General features: G+C 41.6%; 18 protein-coding genes. 9 read left to right on the top strand and 9 right to left on the bottom strand.

Annotation, left to right across the window (positions count from 1 at the left end; all coding sequences use genetic code 11):
* Positions 1 to 11 precede the first annotated feature (11 nt).
* Complete coding sequence (gene msrQ, locus CXF83_RS13655) at positions 12 to 671, top strand: protein-methionine-sulfoxide reductase heme-binding subunit MsrQ (RefSeq protein WP_101090981.1); 660 nt, start codon at positions 12 to 14, stop codon at positions 669 to 671.
* A gap of 338 nt (positions 672 to 1,009) precedes the next feature.
* On the opposite strand, the gene CXF83_RS13650 is transcribed toward msrQ, so the two are convergent.
* On the bottom strand, positions 1,010 to 1,327 hold the full coding sequence (locus CXF83_RS13650) for a hypothetical protein (protein WP_101090980.1): 318 nt from the start codon (positions 1,325 to 1,327) through the stop codon (positions 1,010 to 1,012).
* A gap of 188 nt (positions 1,328 to 1,515) precedes the next feature.
* Here CXF83_RS13650 and CXF83_RS13645 point away from each other — a divergent pair, with 188 nt between their 5' ends.
* The 3 genes from CXF83_RS13645 to CXF83_RS13635 are packed head-to-tail and all read left to right on the top strand — an operon-like array spanning position 1,516 to position 4,412.
* Positions 1,516 to 2,013 carry a putative 4-hydroxy-4-methyl-2-oxoglutarate aldolase gene (locus CXF83_RS13645; protein ID WP_101090979.1) on the top strand — a complete coding sequence of 166 codons (498 nt, stop codon included), beginning with the start codon at positions 1,516 to 1,518 and terminating at the stop codon, positions 2,011 to 2,013.
* A 33-nt stretch (positions 2,014 to 2,046) separates the two neighbouring features.
* A complete protein-coding gene (locus tag CXF83_RS13640) occupies positions 2,047 to 3,864 on the top strand; it encodes an AsmA family protein (protein ID WP_101090978.1) in 1,818 nt (605 codons plus the stop codon).
* Positions 3,864 to 4,412 (top strand): BsuPI-related putative proteinase inhibitor, encoded by a 549-nt coding sequence (locus tag CXF83_RS13635; protein WP_101090977.1) that lies wholly within the window; start codon positions 3,864 to 3,866, stop codon positions 4,410 to 4,412. The genes CXF83_RS13640 and CXF83_RS13635 overlap by 1 nt, the downstream gene beginning before the upstream one ends.
* A 410-nt stretch (positions 4,413 to 4,822) precedes the next feature.
* Here the strand turns inward: CXF83_RS13635 and sodB are convergent, their stop codons facing one another.
* On the bottom strand, positions 4,823 to 5,407 hold the full coding sequence (sodB, locus tag CXF83_RS13630) for a superoxide dismutase [Fe] (protein WP_101090976.1): 585 nt from the start codon (positions 5,405 to 5,407) through the stop codon (positions 4,823 to 4,825).
* A gap of 225 nt (positions 5,408 to 5,632) precedes the next feature.
* On the opposite strand from sodB, the gene grxD reads away from it, so the two are divergent.
* On the top strand, positions 5,633 to 5,980 hold the full coding sequence (grxD, locus tag CXF83_RS13625) for a Grx4 family monothiol glutaredoxin (RefSeq protein WP_101090975.1): 348 nt from the start codon (positions 5,633 to 5,635) through the stop codon (positions 5,978 to 5,980).
* 100 nt (positions 5,981 to 6,080) lie between these two features.
* Here grxD and CXF83_RS13620 read toward each other — a convergent pair whose 3' ends face one another.
* Positions 6,081 to 7,334: a uracil-xanthine permease family protein gene (locus CXF83_RS13620; protein WP_101090974.1), complete on the bottom strand. Its 1,254-nt coding sequence runs from the start codon at positions 7,332 to 7,334 to the stop codon at positions 6,081 to 6,083.
* A gap of 174 nt (positions 7,335 to 7,508) precedes the next feature.
* Between CXF83_RS13620 and CXF83_RS13615 the strand changes: the two genes are divergently transcribed.
* A complete protein-coding gene (locus CXF83_RS13615; protein ID WP_101090973.1) occupies positions 7,509 to 8,621 on the top strand; it encodes a DUF2066 domain-containing protein in 1,113 nt (370 codons plus the stop codon).
* Between the two features lie 71 nt (positions 8,622 to 8,692).
* Positions 8,693 to 9,403 carry a DnaA inactivator Hda gene (gene hda / locus CXF83_RS13610; RefSeq protein WP_101090972.1) on the top strand — a complete coding sequence of 237 codons (711 nt, stop codon included), beginning with the start codon at positions 8,693 to 8,695 and terminating at the stop codon, positions 9,401 to 9,403.
* Positions 9,404 to 9,409: 6 nt separating this feature from the next.
* Here the strand turns inward: hda and CXF83_RS13605 are convergent, their stop codons facing one another.
* The 5 genes from CXF83_RS13605 to CXF83_RS13585 all read right to left on the bottom strand — a co-directional run bounded on the left by CXF83_RS13605 (position 9,410) and on the right by CXF83_RS13585 (position 12,658).
* Entirely contained in the window at positions 9,410 to 9,727 is a 318-nt protein-coding gene (locus tag CXF83_RS13605; RefSeq protein WP_101090971.1) for a hypothetical protein, read from the bottom strand.
* A gap of 38 nt (positions 9,728 to 9,765) precedes the next feature.
* On the bottom strand, positions 9,766 to 9,975 hold the full coding sequence (locus CXF83_RS13600; RefSeq protein ID WP_101090970.1) for a hypothetical protein: 210 nt from the start codon (positions 9,973 to 9,975) through the stop codon (positions 9,766 to 9,768).
* Positions 9,976 to 10,389: 414 nt separating this feature from the next.
* A complete protein-coding gene (locus tag CXF83_RS13595; RefSeq protein ID WP_101090969.1) occupies positions 10,390 to 10,761 on the bottom strand; it encodes a DUF2069 domain-containing protein in 372 nt (123 codons plus the stop codon).
* Positions 10,762 to 10,773: 12 nt separating this feature from the next.
* On the bottom strand, positions 10,774 to 11,124 hold the full coding sequence (gene arsC, locus CXF83_RS13590) for an arsenate reductase (glutaredoxin) (protein ID WP_101091229.1): 351 nt from the start codon (positions 11,122 to 11,124) through the stop codon (positions 10,774 to 10,776).
* Between the two features lie 73 nt (positions 11,125 to 11,197).
* A complete protein-coding gene (locus tag CXF83_RS13585; protein ID WP_101090968.1) occupies positions 11,198 to 12,658 on the bottom strand; it encodes a M48 family metalloprotease in 1,461 nt (486 codons plus the stop codon).
* Positions 12,659 to 12,769: 111 nt separating this feature from the next.
* On the opposite strand from CXF83_RS13585, the gene CXF83_RS13580 reads away from it, so the two are divergent.
* Positions 12,770 to 12,985, top strand: coding sequence for a sulfurtransferase TusA family protein (locus CXF83_RS13580; RefSeq protein ID WP_101090967.1), 216 nt, complete (start codon positions 12,770 to 12,772; stop codon positions 12,983 to 12,985).
* A gap of 94 nt (positions 12,986 to 13,079) precedes the next feature.
* Positions 13,080 to 14,174 carry an AI-2E family transporter gene (locus CXF83_RS13575; RefSeq protein WP_101090966.1) on the top strand — a complete coding sequence of 365 codons (1,095 nt, stop codon included), beginning with the start codon at positions 13,080 to 13,082 and terminating at the stop codon, positions 14,172 to 14,174.
* Between the two features lie 47 nt (positions 14,175 to 14,221).
* Here CXF83_RS13575 and CXF83_RS13570 read toward each other — a convergent pair whose 3' ends face one another.
* Entirely contained in the window at positions 14,222 to 15,124 is a 903-nt protein-coding gene (locus tag CXF83_RS13570) for a LysR family transcriptional regulator ArgP (protein WP_101090965.1), read from the bottom strand.
* Positions 15,125 to 15,136: the final 12 nt, after the last annotated feature.

Here is a 15,136-nt window from a genome sequence, read left to right as displayed (position 1 = left end):
GAGAGGGTTTGATGAAGAATAAACAATTTAGATTAACCGCTCGCTCGCTGTTTTGGCTTAAAGGCTTGATGCATTGTATCGGATTGTTACCTATTATCTATTTGGTGTTATTGGTATTAAATGATAAGGCTGGCGGCGACCCAGTGCAATACATCATCCACTACACGGGCGTTGGCGCCCTCAACGCATTGATTGCTACGTTGTTGATATCGCCTATTGCCAAAAAGTTTAAGCAAGGCATGTTATTGCAAACAAGGCGGCTTGTGGGCCTTTATGTATTTGCGTACGCAAGCCTGCATATACTGGCTTTTTTTAGCCTAGACTTATTGTTTGCGTGGGGACTATTTTTTGAAGAAGTGCTAAAGCGACCTTACATTCTAGTGGGAGCAGCAGCTTATTTACTCCTAACTGCACTGGCGTTTACTTCGTTTAAAACCGTTATGCGAAAAATGGGGAGACGCTGGCAAAAGCTGCATAATGCTATTTACCTAATAGCCTTACTTATTCCAATACATTTTTATTGGTCGGTAAAATCTGAGATTATAGAACCGATACTATATTTTATAATAATGGGTTTACTGTTAGGAATAAGATTGAAAAAGTCACGTTGGTGGAAACAGTTATCTGTTAAAAGTAAGTTTAAAGGCAGAGTAATAAATCCTGAATCTTAACATCTCTAGTTCAAAGAGGCTGGGTATTGATAAATGCCTGGCCTTTTTTATAGGCATGAATAAGACGTAACGCTATTAATGTCTTGAAGCAGTATCAATTATGCTGTTGATCATCACCGAAAATGGCTATTGCAGTAGCTTAGTACTGGTTCTATTGAATATTGATCTCATATAAGAACGATATTTGTAGCCGATGTGTCGCTGGCGCCCATCCGTAGGCGTTTTGCGAATGTTTAATGGCGCAATTTATTCAACGAATAACTGAGGATTGAGATACATATCGCAGTGCTTCTATAACATCACAATCATTAATGAGTGGAAAATCACACGGATTATTTTTATGCGCTTTCTTGTTGTCTCATGATTTGGATGACGTCATCGTAAGAGATATTGAATTGACGAGAAAGATTAATTATTTTTGTTTTATATGTTTGAATGCTTTCTTGCTGAGCAAGTAATCTTTTTTCATTATCAACAAGTTCACTCACAGCCTCTTGTAAAATAAGTAAACGTCGTAAGTTAAAATCAAGCGAATCAATATATTTTAGCATTTGTGGCTTATTACGAGCTTGCTCAAGGTCGCTGCTGGTTTTTTTATCATAACCGTATTGGTCTAAAGCTGCGATGGCATTTTCTAAATCAAGATTTTCTTTCATAGGAGTCCGAGGTTAACAAGATTCGCGTCTAAAAGTAGACATTGATATAGATTATAGTTTGTAATCTATATCTGTAAAAGGAAAAACGTCATTTTTAGTATAAAAGGACAACTATTTACTTGGGTTTAGCTTAATGACCTGTCAGTCTAGTTAATATGAGTTAACGCTTTTAAAGCAAGGAACCGCTGATGCAAGATCTATTACCTGATTTATTTGATTCATATGCTGAACGTTTGTCACTGCTTCCCCCCATGTTTAAGTCTTTTGGTAAACAAGATTGTTTCTGGGGTGAAGTTGTAACCGTTAAATGCTTTAAAGATAACTCATTAGTAAAAGAAGTGTTATCGAAAAATGGTAAAGGTAAGGTGCTTGTTGTCGATGGGCAAGGAATAACCGACAGTGCATTGCTAGGCGATATGATCGCAAAAAGTGCCGAAGATAATGGTTGGCAAGGTATTGTTATTTTTGGCTGCGTTCGAGATGTGGCTGCGCTTAAGACTATGGATATTGGCATACAAGCAATTGGGGCTAACCCAATTAAAACAGTTAAGAAAGGGCTTGGGGAGATTAATATCGCGGTAGAAATATACGGTGTCATTATTTCTCCACACTCATTTGTATATGCTGATCTGAACGGGATCGCAATATCTCATCATGCTTTAGATTTATCCGTGCTAAATTTATAGTAATCGCTTTTTATTATTCAGATGGAATCTGTCATGAAATTTTTAAAATGGTTTTTTGTAGCAATCTTAGGTTTAGTTGCAGCGTTGGTGTTATATATCACCTTAATTTTTGACCCAAATGATTTTAAACCTCAAATTGTCGATGTGGTTAAAGATAAAACAGGTCGTAATTTGGCAATAAGCAGTGATCTATCGTGGACCTTCTTTCCTAGTTTAGGGATCAAGCTCGGGGGGATCACACTTTCAAATCCAGCAGGGTTTGAAAATGCAGCCATGGTTTCAATCAATGAAGTCGTCGCTGAAGTGGCGTTAATGCCTTTGCTAAAGAAAGAGGTAGAGATCTCCCAGCTAAACTTAGATGGATTGACATTGGCGTTAGAAACTCAAAAAGACGGTCGAACCAGTTTTGACGGGCTTACTGGGCAGGCTAGCGATAGCGCTCAACCACAATCCAGTGACGGTGCGACATCAAGTGCAACCTTATCAACATTAGATATTGGTGGCATTTCAATCACCAATACCAAAATCAGTAATTTTGACCATCAAACAAACGCGACACAAGTGTTGTCACTCAAGTCATTAACGCTAGGGCGCTTTCAGCTAGATCAGTTTGCGACATTACAATATGAGTTATCCGCGTCATTACCCGATCTTAATCTAGACAGCAGTGGTGAAGGCCAAATTAGAGTTTCCCAAGATCTACAACATGTGACGATTAACGATTTTGTGGTGACAAACCTCATTACCGGTAACAGTATTCCAAATGGCTCCTTAAAAGCTGACATCAATACGTCGCTTGAAATGGCGTTAGATAAGCAAACAATGAGCTTAGTGTTAGCCAGTTTCAGTGCCGCTGATATTAATGCATCAGGTAAAGTCGATATTGCGTATGGGGCGAAAGTCCCCTCTGTCGTTGCCAAGCTTGATATTGGAGATATTGATATAGATCGTTTATTGCCAAAACAAGAGGAGGGTGCTGCAACTCAAAAACAGACCAGTCCATCTAATGCGGCTGCCGTTGAACCAGATTTAACGGCAATGAAAACAGTTAACTTAGATATCAACGTTAATGTTAAATCAGTAAAAGTAGCCAATTTAAAAACTCAAAACTGGGTATTTAAAATGGTCATGAAGCAAGGTGTTGCCAATATCAGCCAGTTATCTGCCGATTTATATGGAGGAACGATAAAGGCGTCGGCAAAACTCGATGGCCGAAATAAAGTGGCACAGTATCAATTTGACAAACGCTTGAGCGGTGTCGATATTCGTGCATTATTAGTGGATGCTGCTGAAATTGATATGCTCGATGGTACGGCTAACTTTAATGTTGCAGGTAAGGGCAAGAGTTTGCTCCCTGATAATTTGAAAAAGAACTTGCTTGCAAATGGAAAATTTGAAATTGCCGATGGTGCTATTCATGGCGTAAATATTCCACAAATGATCCGCGATGCAAAAGCCAAACTTGGCGGTGATATGTCACCAAGTGACTCAACAGAACAAAAGACTGACTTCACCAGTATGACGGGGTCCTTTAAGGTCGCCAAAGGGCTTGTCTCAAATCCAGACCTTCATATGGCGTCCCCTCTCATACGACTTACGGGAGCGGGGACCGCTAATGTCATCAACGAAGCGTTAGATTACAGGTTGACCACGTCGGTCGTTGGCTCGCTGGAAGGGCAAGGAGGCAATGAACGCGATGCGCTATACGGTGTTGAGATCCCATTTGCAATAAGCGGGACAATGTCAGAGCCTAAATTTTCGTTAGATACTAAAGCCTTGTTTGATTCAAAGCTAAAAGATGAAACCAATAAGCTGAAAGACAGCTTATTTAAAAAATTCGGAGGATTTTGATGTTACATAAAGCAGGATTAGGTTTAGTGGTATTAAGTGCTTTGGGGTGCTCACAGGGCGCGACGAGTCACAGTTCGGTAGAGGTCGCAGAGATGACAAAAGCATCGAGTAATGCAAAGGTGTCGCCAGCGATTATTACTCCAATCGATAAGAGTGATGATATGAAGGCTAAGCTTATCGCCAAAAGCTTGTTTGATGGCAAGCTGATTGTAGATCGTGTTGCAGGTAGTGCAATGAAAGTAACCTTGCAATATACCAATAATCAATCACATGGTGTACCACTGATGTTTCGTTCAGGAATGACTGCTGACCTATGGCTGTTTAATTCAGCAGGCAAAAAAGTATGGGCTTGGTCTAATGAGATGATGTTTACTCAAGCATTACGTGAAACAGTGATGGCAGCGGGTAAAACGCAAAACGTAAAATTTAGCATTACTGCTGATATGGCATCCGCTATAGAAAAGGGTTATTACTTACAGGCAATATTTTCAGGGCGAGCAACTGAATCTACAACCCCTGCAATGGCACCAGTACTGTATAAGTTTTAACGTAAGTAAAGTTAAAGGGGGCGATTGAATCATTTGCCCTGAATATAAATGCCGATACGCTTTGCTTATCGGCATTTTTGTTTTAGCGCCTTAGTGGCTATCCATTCGTTTTATGACGTCAGTAAACGCAGTTTTTATTGAATGTAGTTCACTAACATTGTCAGCCTAACGACACTTGAAGACTGGTTTTAAATCACAGTTATAAGTCGAGGTATACCTTCAAGTTGCTTGTATAGTTAGGTTTCATCATTCGCACTTATAAGCTGCCGCTATAATTTAGCACAGTAAAAAGTGCACGATTAAGGTCAGTGGGGACCATAGGCAGGTATAAAAAAATCCGACCTCTGAAAGAGCTCGGATTTTGTATTTAGTCCATTTTCAACAGTATTTGCGTTGAAAGAGACTTGCTATTAACCAGCGAAGTTTGCGTTAACAAATTCCCAGTTAATTAGTTGCCAGAAGTGAGCCATGTAGTCAGGGCGAACATTGCGGTAATCGATATAATAAGCATGTTCCCAAACATCAACAGTCATGATTGGCGTAACAGTTTCATCAGTTAGTGGAGTCGCTGCATTGCTAGTATTAACGATTGCAACAGTACCATCAGCTTTCTTCACTAACCAAGTCCAAGCGCTACCGAAGTTGTTAACTGCAGAATCTGTAAACTGTGCTTTAAATGCTTCAAAAGAACCAAAAGCTGCAACAATAGCGTCAGCTACTGGTCCAGTTGCTTCTCCGCCACCATTTGGTGATAGGCAGTTCCAGTAAAAAGTGTGATTCCAGATTTGAGCTGCGTTGTTGAAGATACCACCAGTAGAGGTCTTGATGATCTCTTCTAGGCTCTTCTGTGCAAGGTCAGTTCCTTCAACTAGGCCGTTAAGCTTTACAACGTAAGTGTTGTGATGCTTACCGTAATGGTAGTTGATTGTTTCTTCTGAGATATGCGGCTCAAGTGCGTTTTTTGCGTAAGGTAATGCTGGTAATTCGAAAGCCATTAGTTTTCTCCGTTAACTCTAGATTGTTGTTTTATGCGTTCTTGCTCACTGCGAGACATTTTACCTAATAAACTTGTGAAGTGTATCATTGTTTATTCGAATTGGTCGATTACCTCAATCGATTATATCTATTAGCAATTGTCCTTACTAAAAGTAGGTTTTTGTTCTGTACTATACTGGCGTACAATAGCTAAATTGCAATGTTGTATAACTCAGGAAATAAAAATGGAAACAGTTGAAAAAATCAAGCAGCAAATAGCTGAGAATCCAATTATCGTTTACATGAAAGGCTCACCAAAGTTACCGAGCTGTGGTTTTTCTTCTCAAGTCGCGCAGATCATGATTAATTGTGAAGCGCAATTTGCTTTCGTTGATATTCTTCTGCACCCAGATATTCGTAGCGAGCTGCCTAAATACGCTAACTGGCCGACTTTTCCACAATTGTGGATCGAAGGCGAGCTGATCGGTGGGTGCGATATCCTTACTGAAATGTTCCAAAAGGGCGAGTTACAGACCCTTATCAAGGAAACGGCTGCAAAACATAAAACGGAAGATGAGCAAGCGAGTAGCTAATCTTCAGTTTGTTAAAGAAAAGCCCTGAATATTTTAGATATTCAGGGCTTTTTTATTGATGGGGTTTTTAGGTTTTTATGAAGAATGTAAACTCAGTGACCTAAATCTGGTCAATCTCTTCACTGATGATTTTGCTATGTGCTGCTGCATTATCAGGAAGCACAAGATTCATTAATATCGCTACGATACCGCATAAACTGATCCCAGTAAGGCTAAATGAACCGATACCAAAGGCCATCCCCCCAATACCAAAAACCAAGGTCACACCTACAATACTTAAGTTACGCGGTTCATTCATATCAACGTTATTTTTGATTAGAGAATTAAGCCCTACTGCTGCGATTGAGCCGAATAGTAAGCACATAATACCGCCCATCACAGGGACAGGGATAGTTTGCATCAAGGCGCCCAATTTACCGACAAAGGCCAGAGTAATGGCGGTAATGGCAGTCCATGTCATGATCACGGGATTAAAGGCTTTTGTTAGGGTTACAGCGCCAGTCACTTCAGAATAGGTGGTGTTTGGTGGGCCACCGAATGCAGAAGAGGCTATGGTCGCAAAACCATCACCCGCGAGTGTTCTGTGTAGGCCTGGTTTCTTGATAAAATCTTTTCCTGTGACGTTGGATATCGCCAGAATATCACCAATGTGCTCTACCGCTGGTGCTATCGCTACCGGGATCATAAAGAGGATCGCATGCCAGTTAAATTCTGGAGCCACAAAGTTAGGCATGGCAATCCAGCTCGCGTTGGTCACGGCTGAGAAATCTACGATACCAAATGCCAAACTTAAGCCATAGCCAACAGAGATACCTGCCAAAATGGGCATTAGCTTTAACATGCCTTTAGCAAATATTGCCACCGCGATGGTGGTAAACAAAGAGGCCAAAGAGATGATTAACGCCGTATTTTGCTCTATTAATACTAAGCTACCATCGCCCGTTTTTCCGATGGCCATATTGACCGCAACAGGAGCTAAGCCCAATCCGATAACGATAATCACCGGACCAACAACGACTGGAGGTAATAAACGTTTAATAAAGCCTGGGCCGCGTACTTTGACAACGGTGGCTAATAATACATACACCATGCCGGCGGCCATCAGTCCACCCATGGTTGAAGGGATCCCCCATGTTTGTACTCCATACATAATGGGCGCAATAAAGGCGAAAGAAGATGCTAAGAAGATCGGAATTTGACGTTTGGTAATTAATTGAAAGATTAAGGTGCCGATCCCCGCAGTAAATAATGCAACATTGGTATCTAAGCCTGTCAATAAAGGCATCAATACTAGCGCACCAAAGGCGACAAACAACATTTGTGCCCCCTGCAAAGGCAGTGTAAGGTTTTTCATTATTATTCTCTGATTTTAAATAAACTTATCAATCATATCTTTATGCAGCAAAATATAAAGCGATTTAGCTCAAACTATACTGATCTTATTACAATAAAGCCTTGTTGATAAAAATTCCTAATCTCAGCTACTGTGGTACAATTTGCATAATCGTGTCGTTTTTGAAGCCTAAGTATGCTGAGATCTATTTGTCGTTACTTGATGATATTTGCGCTATTCGCGAGTATTCCTCCCCTTGTTACCGCCGCTGAAGTGAGTAAGCTTGATGAAAGCCTTGTGGCTGTTGAATCAAGAGCCAATAATTTGAGAAGCCAAGCGATTAAACAGGCTTTCAAGGAAGTTGTGCTTAAAAATACAGGTACCCGGAGTGCTTTATCTCATCCAGATGTTGTTAAGCAGTTAGCGAGTGCCAGTTCATTGATGACCCAGTACGGGTATCAAGAGTTAGACGGTGAGTTATTCATCCAAGTTAACTTCGACCATAAACGTTTAATTAGTCTATTACGCCAAGCTGGTTTGCCTGTTTGGGGAAGGCAACGTCCATTAACCTTAGTGTGGCTTGTTGAAGATGTAGAAGATGATAAAAGTATTCTAAGTGATGCCTCTTCGTCGACAACTCGTGATGCGTTTAATACACAGTCGGCTAATCGTGGTGTGCCTTTAGTGTTCCCTTTAATGGACTTAGATGATGCGATGCAGGTTGGTGTTAACGATATTCGTGGTCAGTTTACTGATAATGTCGCCAACGCGTCATTAAGGTATCAATCAAACTATTTCATTATGGCGACCATAGAACCGCAAGGGGCTGTATTACGTTACCAAATGGCACTTTATCCAAGAGAGCGTGCTGATGACGCGAGTCAACTCACCCCCTTAATCAGTGCTAATGGTGAAGTCTCGACGGTAGAACAGGCTGTAACGGCGATAACGGCAGCGGCGAGTGAGTATTATGTGGGCCAATATGCGATCGCTGATTCAGGTGAAAAGTTGACCGCTAAAGTTGCGTTTACCGATGTCAGTCAAATGAAGCAGTTGGTTGAAATAGAAAAATACCTTAATCAGTTAAGCGCGATCAAAACAGTAAGCGTTGCGCGTATTGAAGGCATGACCGTTGAATTTAACGTCGCACTATTTGGTAATGAAGATGACCTACATCGCCTGATGAAGCTAGATCCGCGAATTGAAGTCATCAGCAGTATTACTGCTGATGAAGTCGAATATGCAAGCTTTGAAACAATGACCAAGGTCGAGAAACAGACACAGATCTACTATTGGAAAGGTCAATAGCTCCCAATTAGGAGGTGCACATGGTAGCATGTGCACCTAAACTGAATACTGCGTTGTCGAGATACTCCTGAGTGAAATCAAACTCACCGTTACAATTATCATTACCCGTTCATCTACCAGATGATGAAACCTTTAACAGTTATTATCCAGCTGCTGGAAATGATCAACTCATACAGAGTTTGCAAGCCTGCGCCGAAGGGTTCGCTGAAGGTGCTGTTTTTATCTGGGGCCCAGAGAAGTCTGGTCGCACTCATTTAATGCATGCAGCGTGTGCCCATGCTAACGAGCTCGGACGCAGTAGCTTTTATATCCCATTAGGGATCCATGCCAGTATCTCTCCTGCATTGTTAGAAGGTTTGGAAAAGATTGATTTAGTCTGTATTGATGATGTCAATGCCATCGCAGGCCATCCCGTTTGGGAAGAAGCTATTTTCGATCTTTACAATCGAATATCCGAACAAAAAACCTGTTCATTGGTATTAAGTGCCAGTGTTTCACCGGGAGATACCGGATTTTCGTTACCCGATCTCATCTCACGTATGCAGTGGGGTCTTAACTACCAACTACAGCCTATGGCTGATGATGAAAAGCTTGCAGCGCTGCAGCGCCGCGCCGCGATGCGCGGATTACAGCTGACTGACGATGTTGGTCGTTTTTTGCTGAATCGATTAGCCAGAGACTTAAGAACCTTGTTTGATGTGTTAGACCGTCTGGATAAAGCATCATTGGTTCACCAACGTAAACTGACCATTCCTTTTATAAAAGAGATGCTACGACTTTAATCGTTGTCATTGAGTCAAAATATTAAAGATAAAAAGCCCAGCGTTTGCTGGGCTTTTTGCAACTTGGACTGCATCTACTGAGCGACTCTTCGCGTAAGAGGTGTCGATTGCCACTTCAACTCGGTGTGATACGCGATTGGTTGAATTAGATATCGCTTCTGAAATCGTTAAATTTTCAGAGCCGCTATCTCCTTGAACAATGAGATTTGGCCGCAGTAAGCGACTCACCAAGCCAACACTATCGAGTTCTGGCAATATTTGCCCAATAACGAATGCAGCGCGTGACAGCAGGGCATTATCACCGACTCTCCCTCTTGCCCTCAATCAGCACTAATGCTTTCGCTGTGGTCACTTCAGGCCCGTCAGTCACTGCAACGTCTCGTAGTATTGAAAGTCAATAATTCATCATGCTCTTCAAATAACATCGCAGCATCTTCCCTACGCGTTGAATATGCATAGTAATCAAGTGCGGTATCGGTCGAGAAAAAGCATGTTATACCACTTGGGCGATAGGCCTTTTGGGTATTATCGGCAGTTTTAGCTCTGAAACTCACATCGGCGAGGTTCGCCATTATCTCGCGGCTTAACGGATATATGGCTGATAATTGATCAGCGATGAGCTGTTGCTGATTATCTCGCTGTTGATAATCGTCTAGCAGTGTTGGCCCTTGAAGGTTTGAATGAATTCTGCGAGGGAAAAAGTCATTCGCGTGTGCGAGTTGCTTTGTCCTAGTATTGTTAGTTCAAATTGATAGCTGCCACTGGTTTACGCCGTAAAATCCAATATTGGGCTATGGCTAGACTTTAATGATATGTTGCGCCGGATTCTGGTGCCGATTGAAAAGCGTAATGGACGCGGTAGGCATTTTTCGTAGAGTTTTTTGGCTCAGAGTTGACTGAAAGTTGTTGCTATGGTGAGCCTTGAAAAGGCTTTAAAATGAAGTAAAGAGTTAAGGCTGGAGCAAACCAGCCTTTAGGGATACGTGTTATTTTTTCTTCTTTTTAAGACCAAGGCCTAATTCGCGACCACGAATTCTAGCGTAAAAAGGAAAACCAATTAACAGTGCGCCGATAAGGAGAGATTCAGTCAGAGCAAACATAAAACTGGTATCTGTAACATAAAGTAAGGTTAGGGCGTGAAGCATATATAAACAAAGTATAAAACTTGCCCAAGCGTAGGTGTATGGCTTGCCCGTCAAGATCCCTTTCAGAGGGAGTAGCAACGGCACTAACCATAGCAGACTAAATAACATTGAATATTCGCCTGACATACCTTGTTGAATAAACCAGCTGCCAAGCAATATAACTAAAATGACATATCCAGCGCGGCAAAGTGTAAAGAGGGTGGATGACTCCATTTGCGTGCTCGCTTATAAAATTGCTAATACATTTTCAGGGGGACGACCAATAGCCGCTTTATTGTTGGCTAATACAATGGGTCGTTCAATTAACTTGGGAGTGTCGACCATCGCTTGAATTAGCTGCGCATCTGTTAAACTTTCGTCAGATAAATTTTGCTGTTTGTATTCATCCTCTTTTACTCGCATCATTTGTCTAGGACGTACGCCAAGCTTGGTTTGTACGCTGGTGATTTCATCTGCCGAGAGAGGTGTTTTCAAATATTCAATGACTTGAATATCACAGCCTTGCTCTTCTAATAAAGCCAGCGTCTGTCTGCTTTTTGAGCACCTAGGATTGTGGATAATGCTTACACTTGTCATAGTCATTGTATTCTTATTTTAAAATTGCCGACATCATACTGTAATTAGTGATGTGAGTCACAATAAACAGTAGTTACTGCAAGGCTTCCATTGCTCTGTCTGCTTGTCTAAATTGTCTTATTCTGGCTTCAATTCGCGCAAGCTGCAATGGATTATCTTTGGATTGTTTATAGGCAAAGTTCAGTTGATCGATTGCTGTTTTATAATCGGCGGCTAGCGCTAAAGATTCTGCTTTAACATAATGTTCCATCGCCTTGTTGCCGTTCTTTCTATAAGCCTGATACAAGAGTAAATAGGCAAGCTGATCTTGCTTGTCAAGAAAGATAAGATCTTCGAGTAATGGGATCGCCTTTTCGGTTTGGTCATCTTCTATGTAAACATTGGCTAAGTTGGTATTAACCACATTGGAGGTTGGTTTTATTTGTTGCTCTTTAAGCAGTAACGCTATAGCGCCTTTAAAATCACCTTTTTGAGTCAATAGATCGGTTTTCGTATCAATGAAAAACAAATTGTTCGGGGCACTTTTTAACAATTCGTCAATCATCTCTTCCGATTCGTCAAATTTATCCATTCTAAAGAGTGCGAGTGCTTTGCCATATTCAGCCGCACTTTTAAAACTATAACGGTTATGTTTTAACTGTTTTTCGAATATCGATAGCACTGCAGCTTCACTGTAACCAGAGAATCGAACTTGAATTCGTGCCTTTGCTAGCTGAAAGTTCAAATTATCTGGGATATGTCTTAACGGGTATTGCTGTGCTCTAATTCTGGCTTCTGAAATCCGTGATTCTGGTAAAGGGTGAGTCAGTAACATTTGTGGTGGCTTGGTGGTGAATCGATAGCGGGTTGCAAGTTTACCAAAGAAATTGGCAGCGCCATTGGGATCAAAACCGGCATCAACTAAAATCTGCATGCCGATTCTGTCAGCTTCTTTTTCGTGTAAACGAGTGAAGTTAATTTTTGCTTGAGTAGCTAACGCTTGGGTCGTTGCAAGGGCTGCCATACCCGCTTGAGGTGAGGCTATGGTTAATAATATCGCCCCTAACATCCCCACTATAGTGGCAGTAGAGCTTTTATCCTGAGCTTCAAGCGAGCGCGCTAAGTGACGCTGTGTAACGTGAGTTATTTCGTGGCCAAGCACTGAAGCAAGTTCGCTTTCGGTATCAGCATTGAGAAACAAACCAGTATGTACGCCAACATGGCCACCAAAAAAGGCAAAAGCATTAATTTCATCATTACGCAGTAAGAAAAAATAGAAAGGTGTTTTCACCCCACTTGCATGCGCTACCAGCTTATTGCCCAGTTCTGTTAGGTACTGGTTAAGCACGGGATCATTGAGCATTGGGGCTGAAGCCCTGATAACACGCATGTACGCATCACCATATACAGTTTCTTTCTCTAAACTGAAGGTGTTTACTGCGGCAGTACCTAAATCAGGCAGATCGTTGTTAGCGTAGGTAACCGCTGTAGTGGTACTTAAGATAAATGCCAACGTCCCTGCAATAACTGATTTCGAAAAAGTTAATTTACTCAAGCGGATCCTTAATTTGGGCTATGCTTTTCTTGTTGTAAGGCCACAATGCATACTTGTGGTTTGCGCTGCTTATTAGGATAATAGCCTTAGATTGTTTATAGCAAGTTCATTATGATTATTATTGATTTAACTGCTTTTCGCTGTCCGTTGCCATTAGTCAAAGTTAAACTGGCTTTAAAGCAGCTTAACCCGGGACAAAAATTAAGGGTATTGTTATCAGACCCTGGGTCTAAGCAAGATGTTCCCCGCTTTTTAAAAAAAGTCGGTTATCATCACCAAACTTTCAAACACGATGAGTGTATTTTGGCACTTGAGATCACTAAGTAAAGTGACTTTTAAACTGTTTTACATCTGTAAGTGTAAAACATCATTTTTAGCGGCAACAGTACCGTGTGTATTTTTGCTGGATTAGGGAATATAAATGTTAACCATTTTGAGCCGTTGGTATAAAGAACGTTTTAGTGATCCACAAGCCGTGACTTTAGTCTTTATTCTTGTTGGCATCGCGCTAGCTATTTATGTTGCTGGTGGCCTACTTGCGCCTTTACTCGTCGCGCTAGTCCTGGCATTTTTGTTGGAATGGCCGGTTGCTCAAATGGCGCGGATTGGGATCAACCGCACACCCGCAGCATCGCTGGTATTAATTTTGTTTATCGGTTTAATGTTGCTGATAAGTTTTGGCTTGATCCCAAGCCTTTGGCGTCAAGGTGTCAGTTTAATTGGTGATCTGCCTAATATGATTGATAAAGGGCTGCAGACAGCGCAGCAATACATTAATCAGTACCCACAATTTGTCAATCCGACGCAGTTAGATACGATGGTTGGAGAGCTGAAAAAAATGCTAGATACCCAACACCTGTTAGATATTGGTAAGCAGTTGTTAGGTTACTCAGCATCGCTCTTAGTACTTATGGTTTATGTTATTTTGGTGCCATTATTGGTGTTTTTCTTTTTGAAAGATAAAGATCAACTGATCCGCGGTAGCAAACGGTTTTTTCCTTCAAACCGAGATTTAGCGCGTAAGGTTTGGAATGAGATGCATCAACAAATTTTTAATTATATTCGCGGTAAAGTGATCGAAATCGTGATCATTGGTGTTGTGAGCTATGCCTTTTTTGCCGTTATGGATCTGAGATATGCAGCGTTGTTGGGCGTGCTCACTGGCTTGTCAGTGCTTATCCCTTATGTTGGGGCAACACTGGTGACTTTACCTATCGCATTGGTGGCTTTTTTCCAGTGGGGTATAAGCTCTGAATTTGGTTATCTCATGATTGGTTATGGAATAATCCAAGCCTTAGACGGTAATGTACTAGTGCCGCTATTATTTTCTGACGCGGTGGATTTACATCCTGTATTTATCATTGCAGCGGTACTGGTATTTGGCGGGATGTGGGGAGTGTGGGGCGTCTTTTTTGCAATCCCGCTGGCATCACTGGTCAAAGCAGTGATTAACGCGTGGCCAGTGCATGAACCACTACTGACCAATAGCGATGAATCATTGCCTGAAGTAAAATAATCCTTGAGTACTTAGGTCAATTGAAAGGGGCTTAATGCCCCTTTTTTTTATTCACTAGGATTGATCAGCAGATGACGAGCGGTCGCGGCTAATGAACGATAAACAATCGTTGTTTGCTTCGCTTTAATGTTCCAATGTTGCCAATAGAGCGGCACTTGCATCCGTTTAGCCGGAAATACTTCTACAAGTTGGCCACTGTCGAGCAAGGGTTTTGCCTGTAAATGAGCCACTAATCCATAACCTAGCCCCATTTTTATTGCCTCTAAGAAACTTTCCGAAGAGGGGATTTTATGCTCTCGACTACTGCATTCGCTAATATCAAAATAGAAGCTAAGAAATTTATCGTGCAGTTTATCTTTAGTGGAAAATACGACGGCAGGTGCCAATAGTATTGATTGGGGTTGGTCTATTAAGTCATTAAAGTAAAGGTGTATAAACTCGGGTGTCGCGACACAAATATATTCCATGTGGCCAAGAAACTCACTGCTACAACCCGCCATTGGTGATTGGCTGGTGGTCACACATCCTACAGCGTCACCACTTTTCAATAGATGATGTGTGTAAGCCTCATCATCGACCACTAATTCCAATAGCCAACTATGCCGTTTAAAAACTTCGGTGAGTGCGGGCAAAAACCATGTCGCTAAGCTATCAGCATTAACCGCGATACGGACGATGGTCGGTAAGGACGGGTCGTCAACATTCATCTCGCTGCGAAGCTCACTTTCTAGCAATTGAACTTGAGCGTAATGCCTGAGCAATCGTTTACCCATATCGGTGGCATAAACCGGAGAAGCTCGAACCACTAGCGCTTGACCGACTTTATCTTCTAGTTGTTTAATCCGTTGCGATACAGCCGATTGGCTAATAAACAGCAACTTTGCTGCCTTATCAAAGCCACCTCGTGATACTACAACCGACAGGGCTTTTAGGTGGGCGTAATCAAACATAGATGATCCAAC

It is taken from the genome of Shewanella sp. Choline-02u-19 (assembly GCF_002836205.1).
GTDB lineage: Bacteria > Pseudomonadota > Gammaproteobacteria > Enterobacterales > Shewanellaceae > Shewanella.
Note: the sequence above shows the minus strand (reverse complement) of the source record. Positions and strands in the feature narration are given on the sequence as shown.

Excerpts from the sequence above, each read along its gene's own strand:
- msrQ (WP_101090981.1), top strand. The coding sequence starts at position 12 with ATGAAGAATAAACAATTTAGATTAACCGCTCGCTCGCTGTTTTGGCTT.
- CXF83_RS13650 (WP_101090980.1), bottom strand. The coding sequence starts at position 1,327 with ATGAAAGAAAATCTTGATTTAGAAAATGCCATCGCAGCTTTAGACCAA.
- CXF83_RS13645 (WP_101090979.1), top strand. The coding sequence starts at position 1,516 with ATGCAAGATCTATTACCTGATTTATTTGATTCATATGCTGAACGTTTG.
- CXF83_RS13640 (WP_101090978.1), top strand. The coding sequence starts at position 2,047 with ATGAAATTTTTAAAATGGTTTTTTGTAGCAATCTTAGGTTTAGTTGCA.
- CXF83_RS13635 (WP_101090977.1), top strand. The coding sequence starts at position 3,864 with ATGTTACATAAAGCAGGATTAGGTTTAGTGGTATTAAGTGCTTTGGGG.
- sodB (WP_101090976.1), bottom strand. The coding sequence starts at position 5,407 with ATGGCTTTCGAATTACCAGCATTACCTTACGCAAAAAACGCACTTGAG.
- grxD (WP_101090975.1), top strand. The coding sequence starts at position 5,633 with ATGGAAACAGTTGAAAAAATCAAGCAGCAAATAGCTGAGAATCCAATT.
- CXF83_RS13620 (WP_101090974.1), bottom strand. The coding sequence starts at position 7,334 with ATGAAAAACCTTACACTGCCTTTGCAGGGGGCACAAATGTTGTTTGTC.
- CXF83_RS13615 (WP_101090973.1), top strand. The coding sequence starts at position 7,509 with ATGCTGAGATCTATTTGTCGTTACTTGATGATATTTGCGCTATTCGCG.
- CXF83_RS13600 (WP_101090970.1), bottom strand. The coding sequence starts at position 9,975 with ATGGCGAACCTCGCCGATGTGAGTTTCAGAGCTAAAACTGCCGATAAT.
- CXF83_RS13595 (WP_101090969.1), bottom strand. The coding sequence starts at position 10,761 with ATGGAGTCATCCACCCTCTTTACACTTTGCCGCGCTGGATATGTCATT.
- arsC (WP_101091229.1), bottom strand. The coding sequence starts at position 11,124 with ATGACAAGTGTAAGCATTATCCACAATCCTAGGTGCTCAAAAAGCAGA.
- CXF83_RS13580 (WP_101090967.1), top strand. The coding sequence starts at position 12,770 with ATGATTATTATTGATTTAACTGCTTTTCGCTGTCCGTTGCCATTAGTC.
- CXF83_RS13575 (WP_101090966.1), top strand. The coding sequence starts at position 13,080 with ATGTTAACCATTTTGAGCCGTTGGTATAAAGAACGTTTTAGTGATCCA.
- CXF83_RS13570 (WP_101090965.1), bottom strand. The coding sequence starts at position 15,124 with ATGTTTGATTACGCCCACCTAAAAGCCCTGTCGGTTGTAGTATCACGA.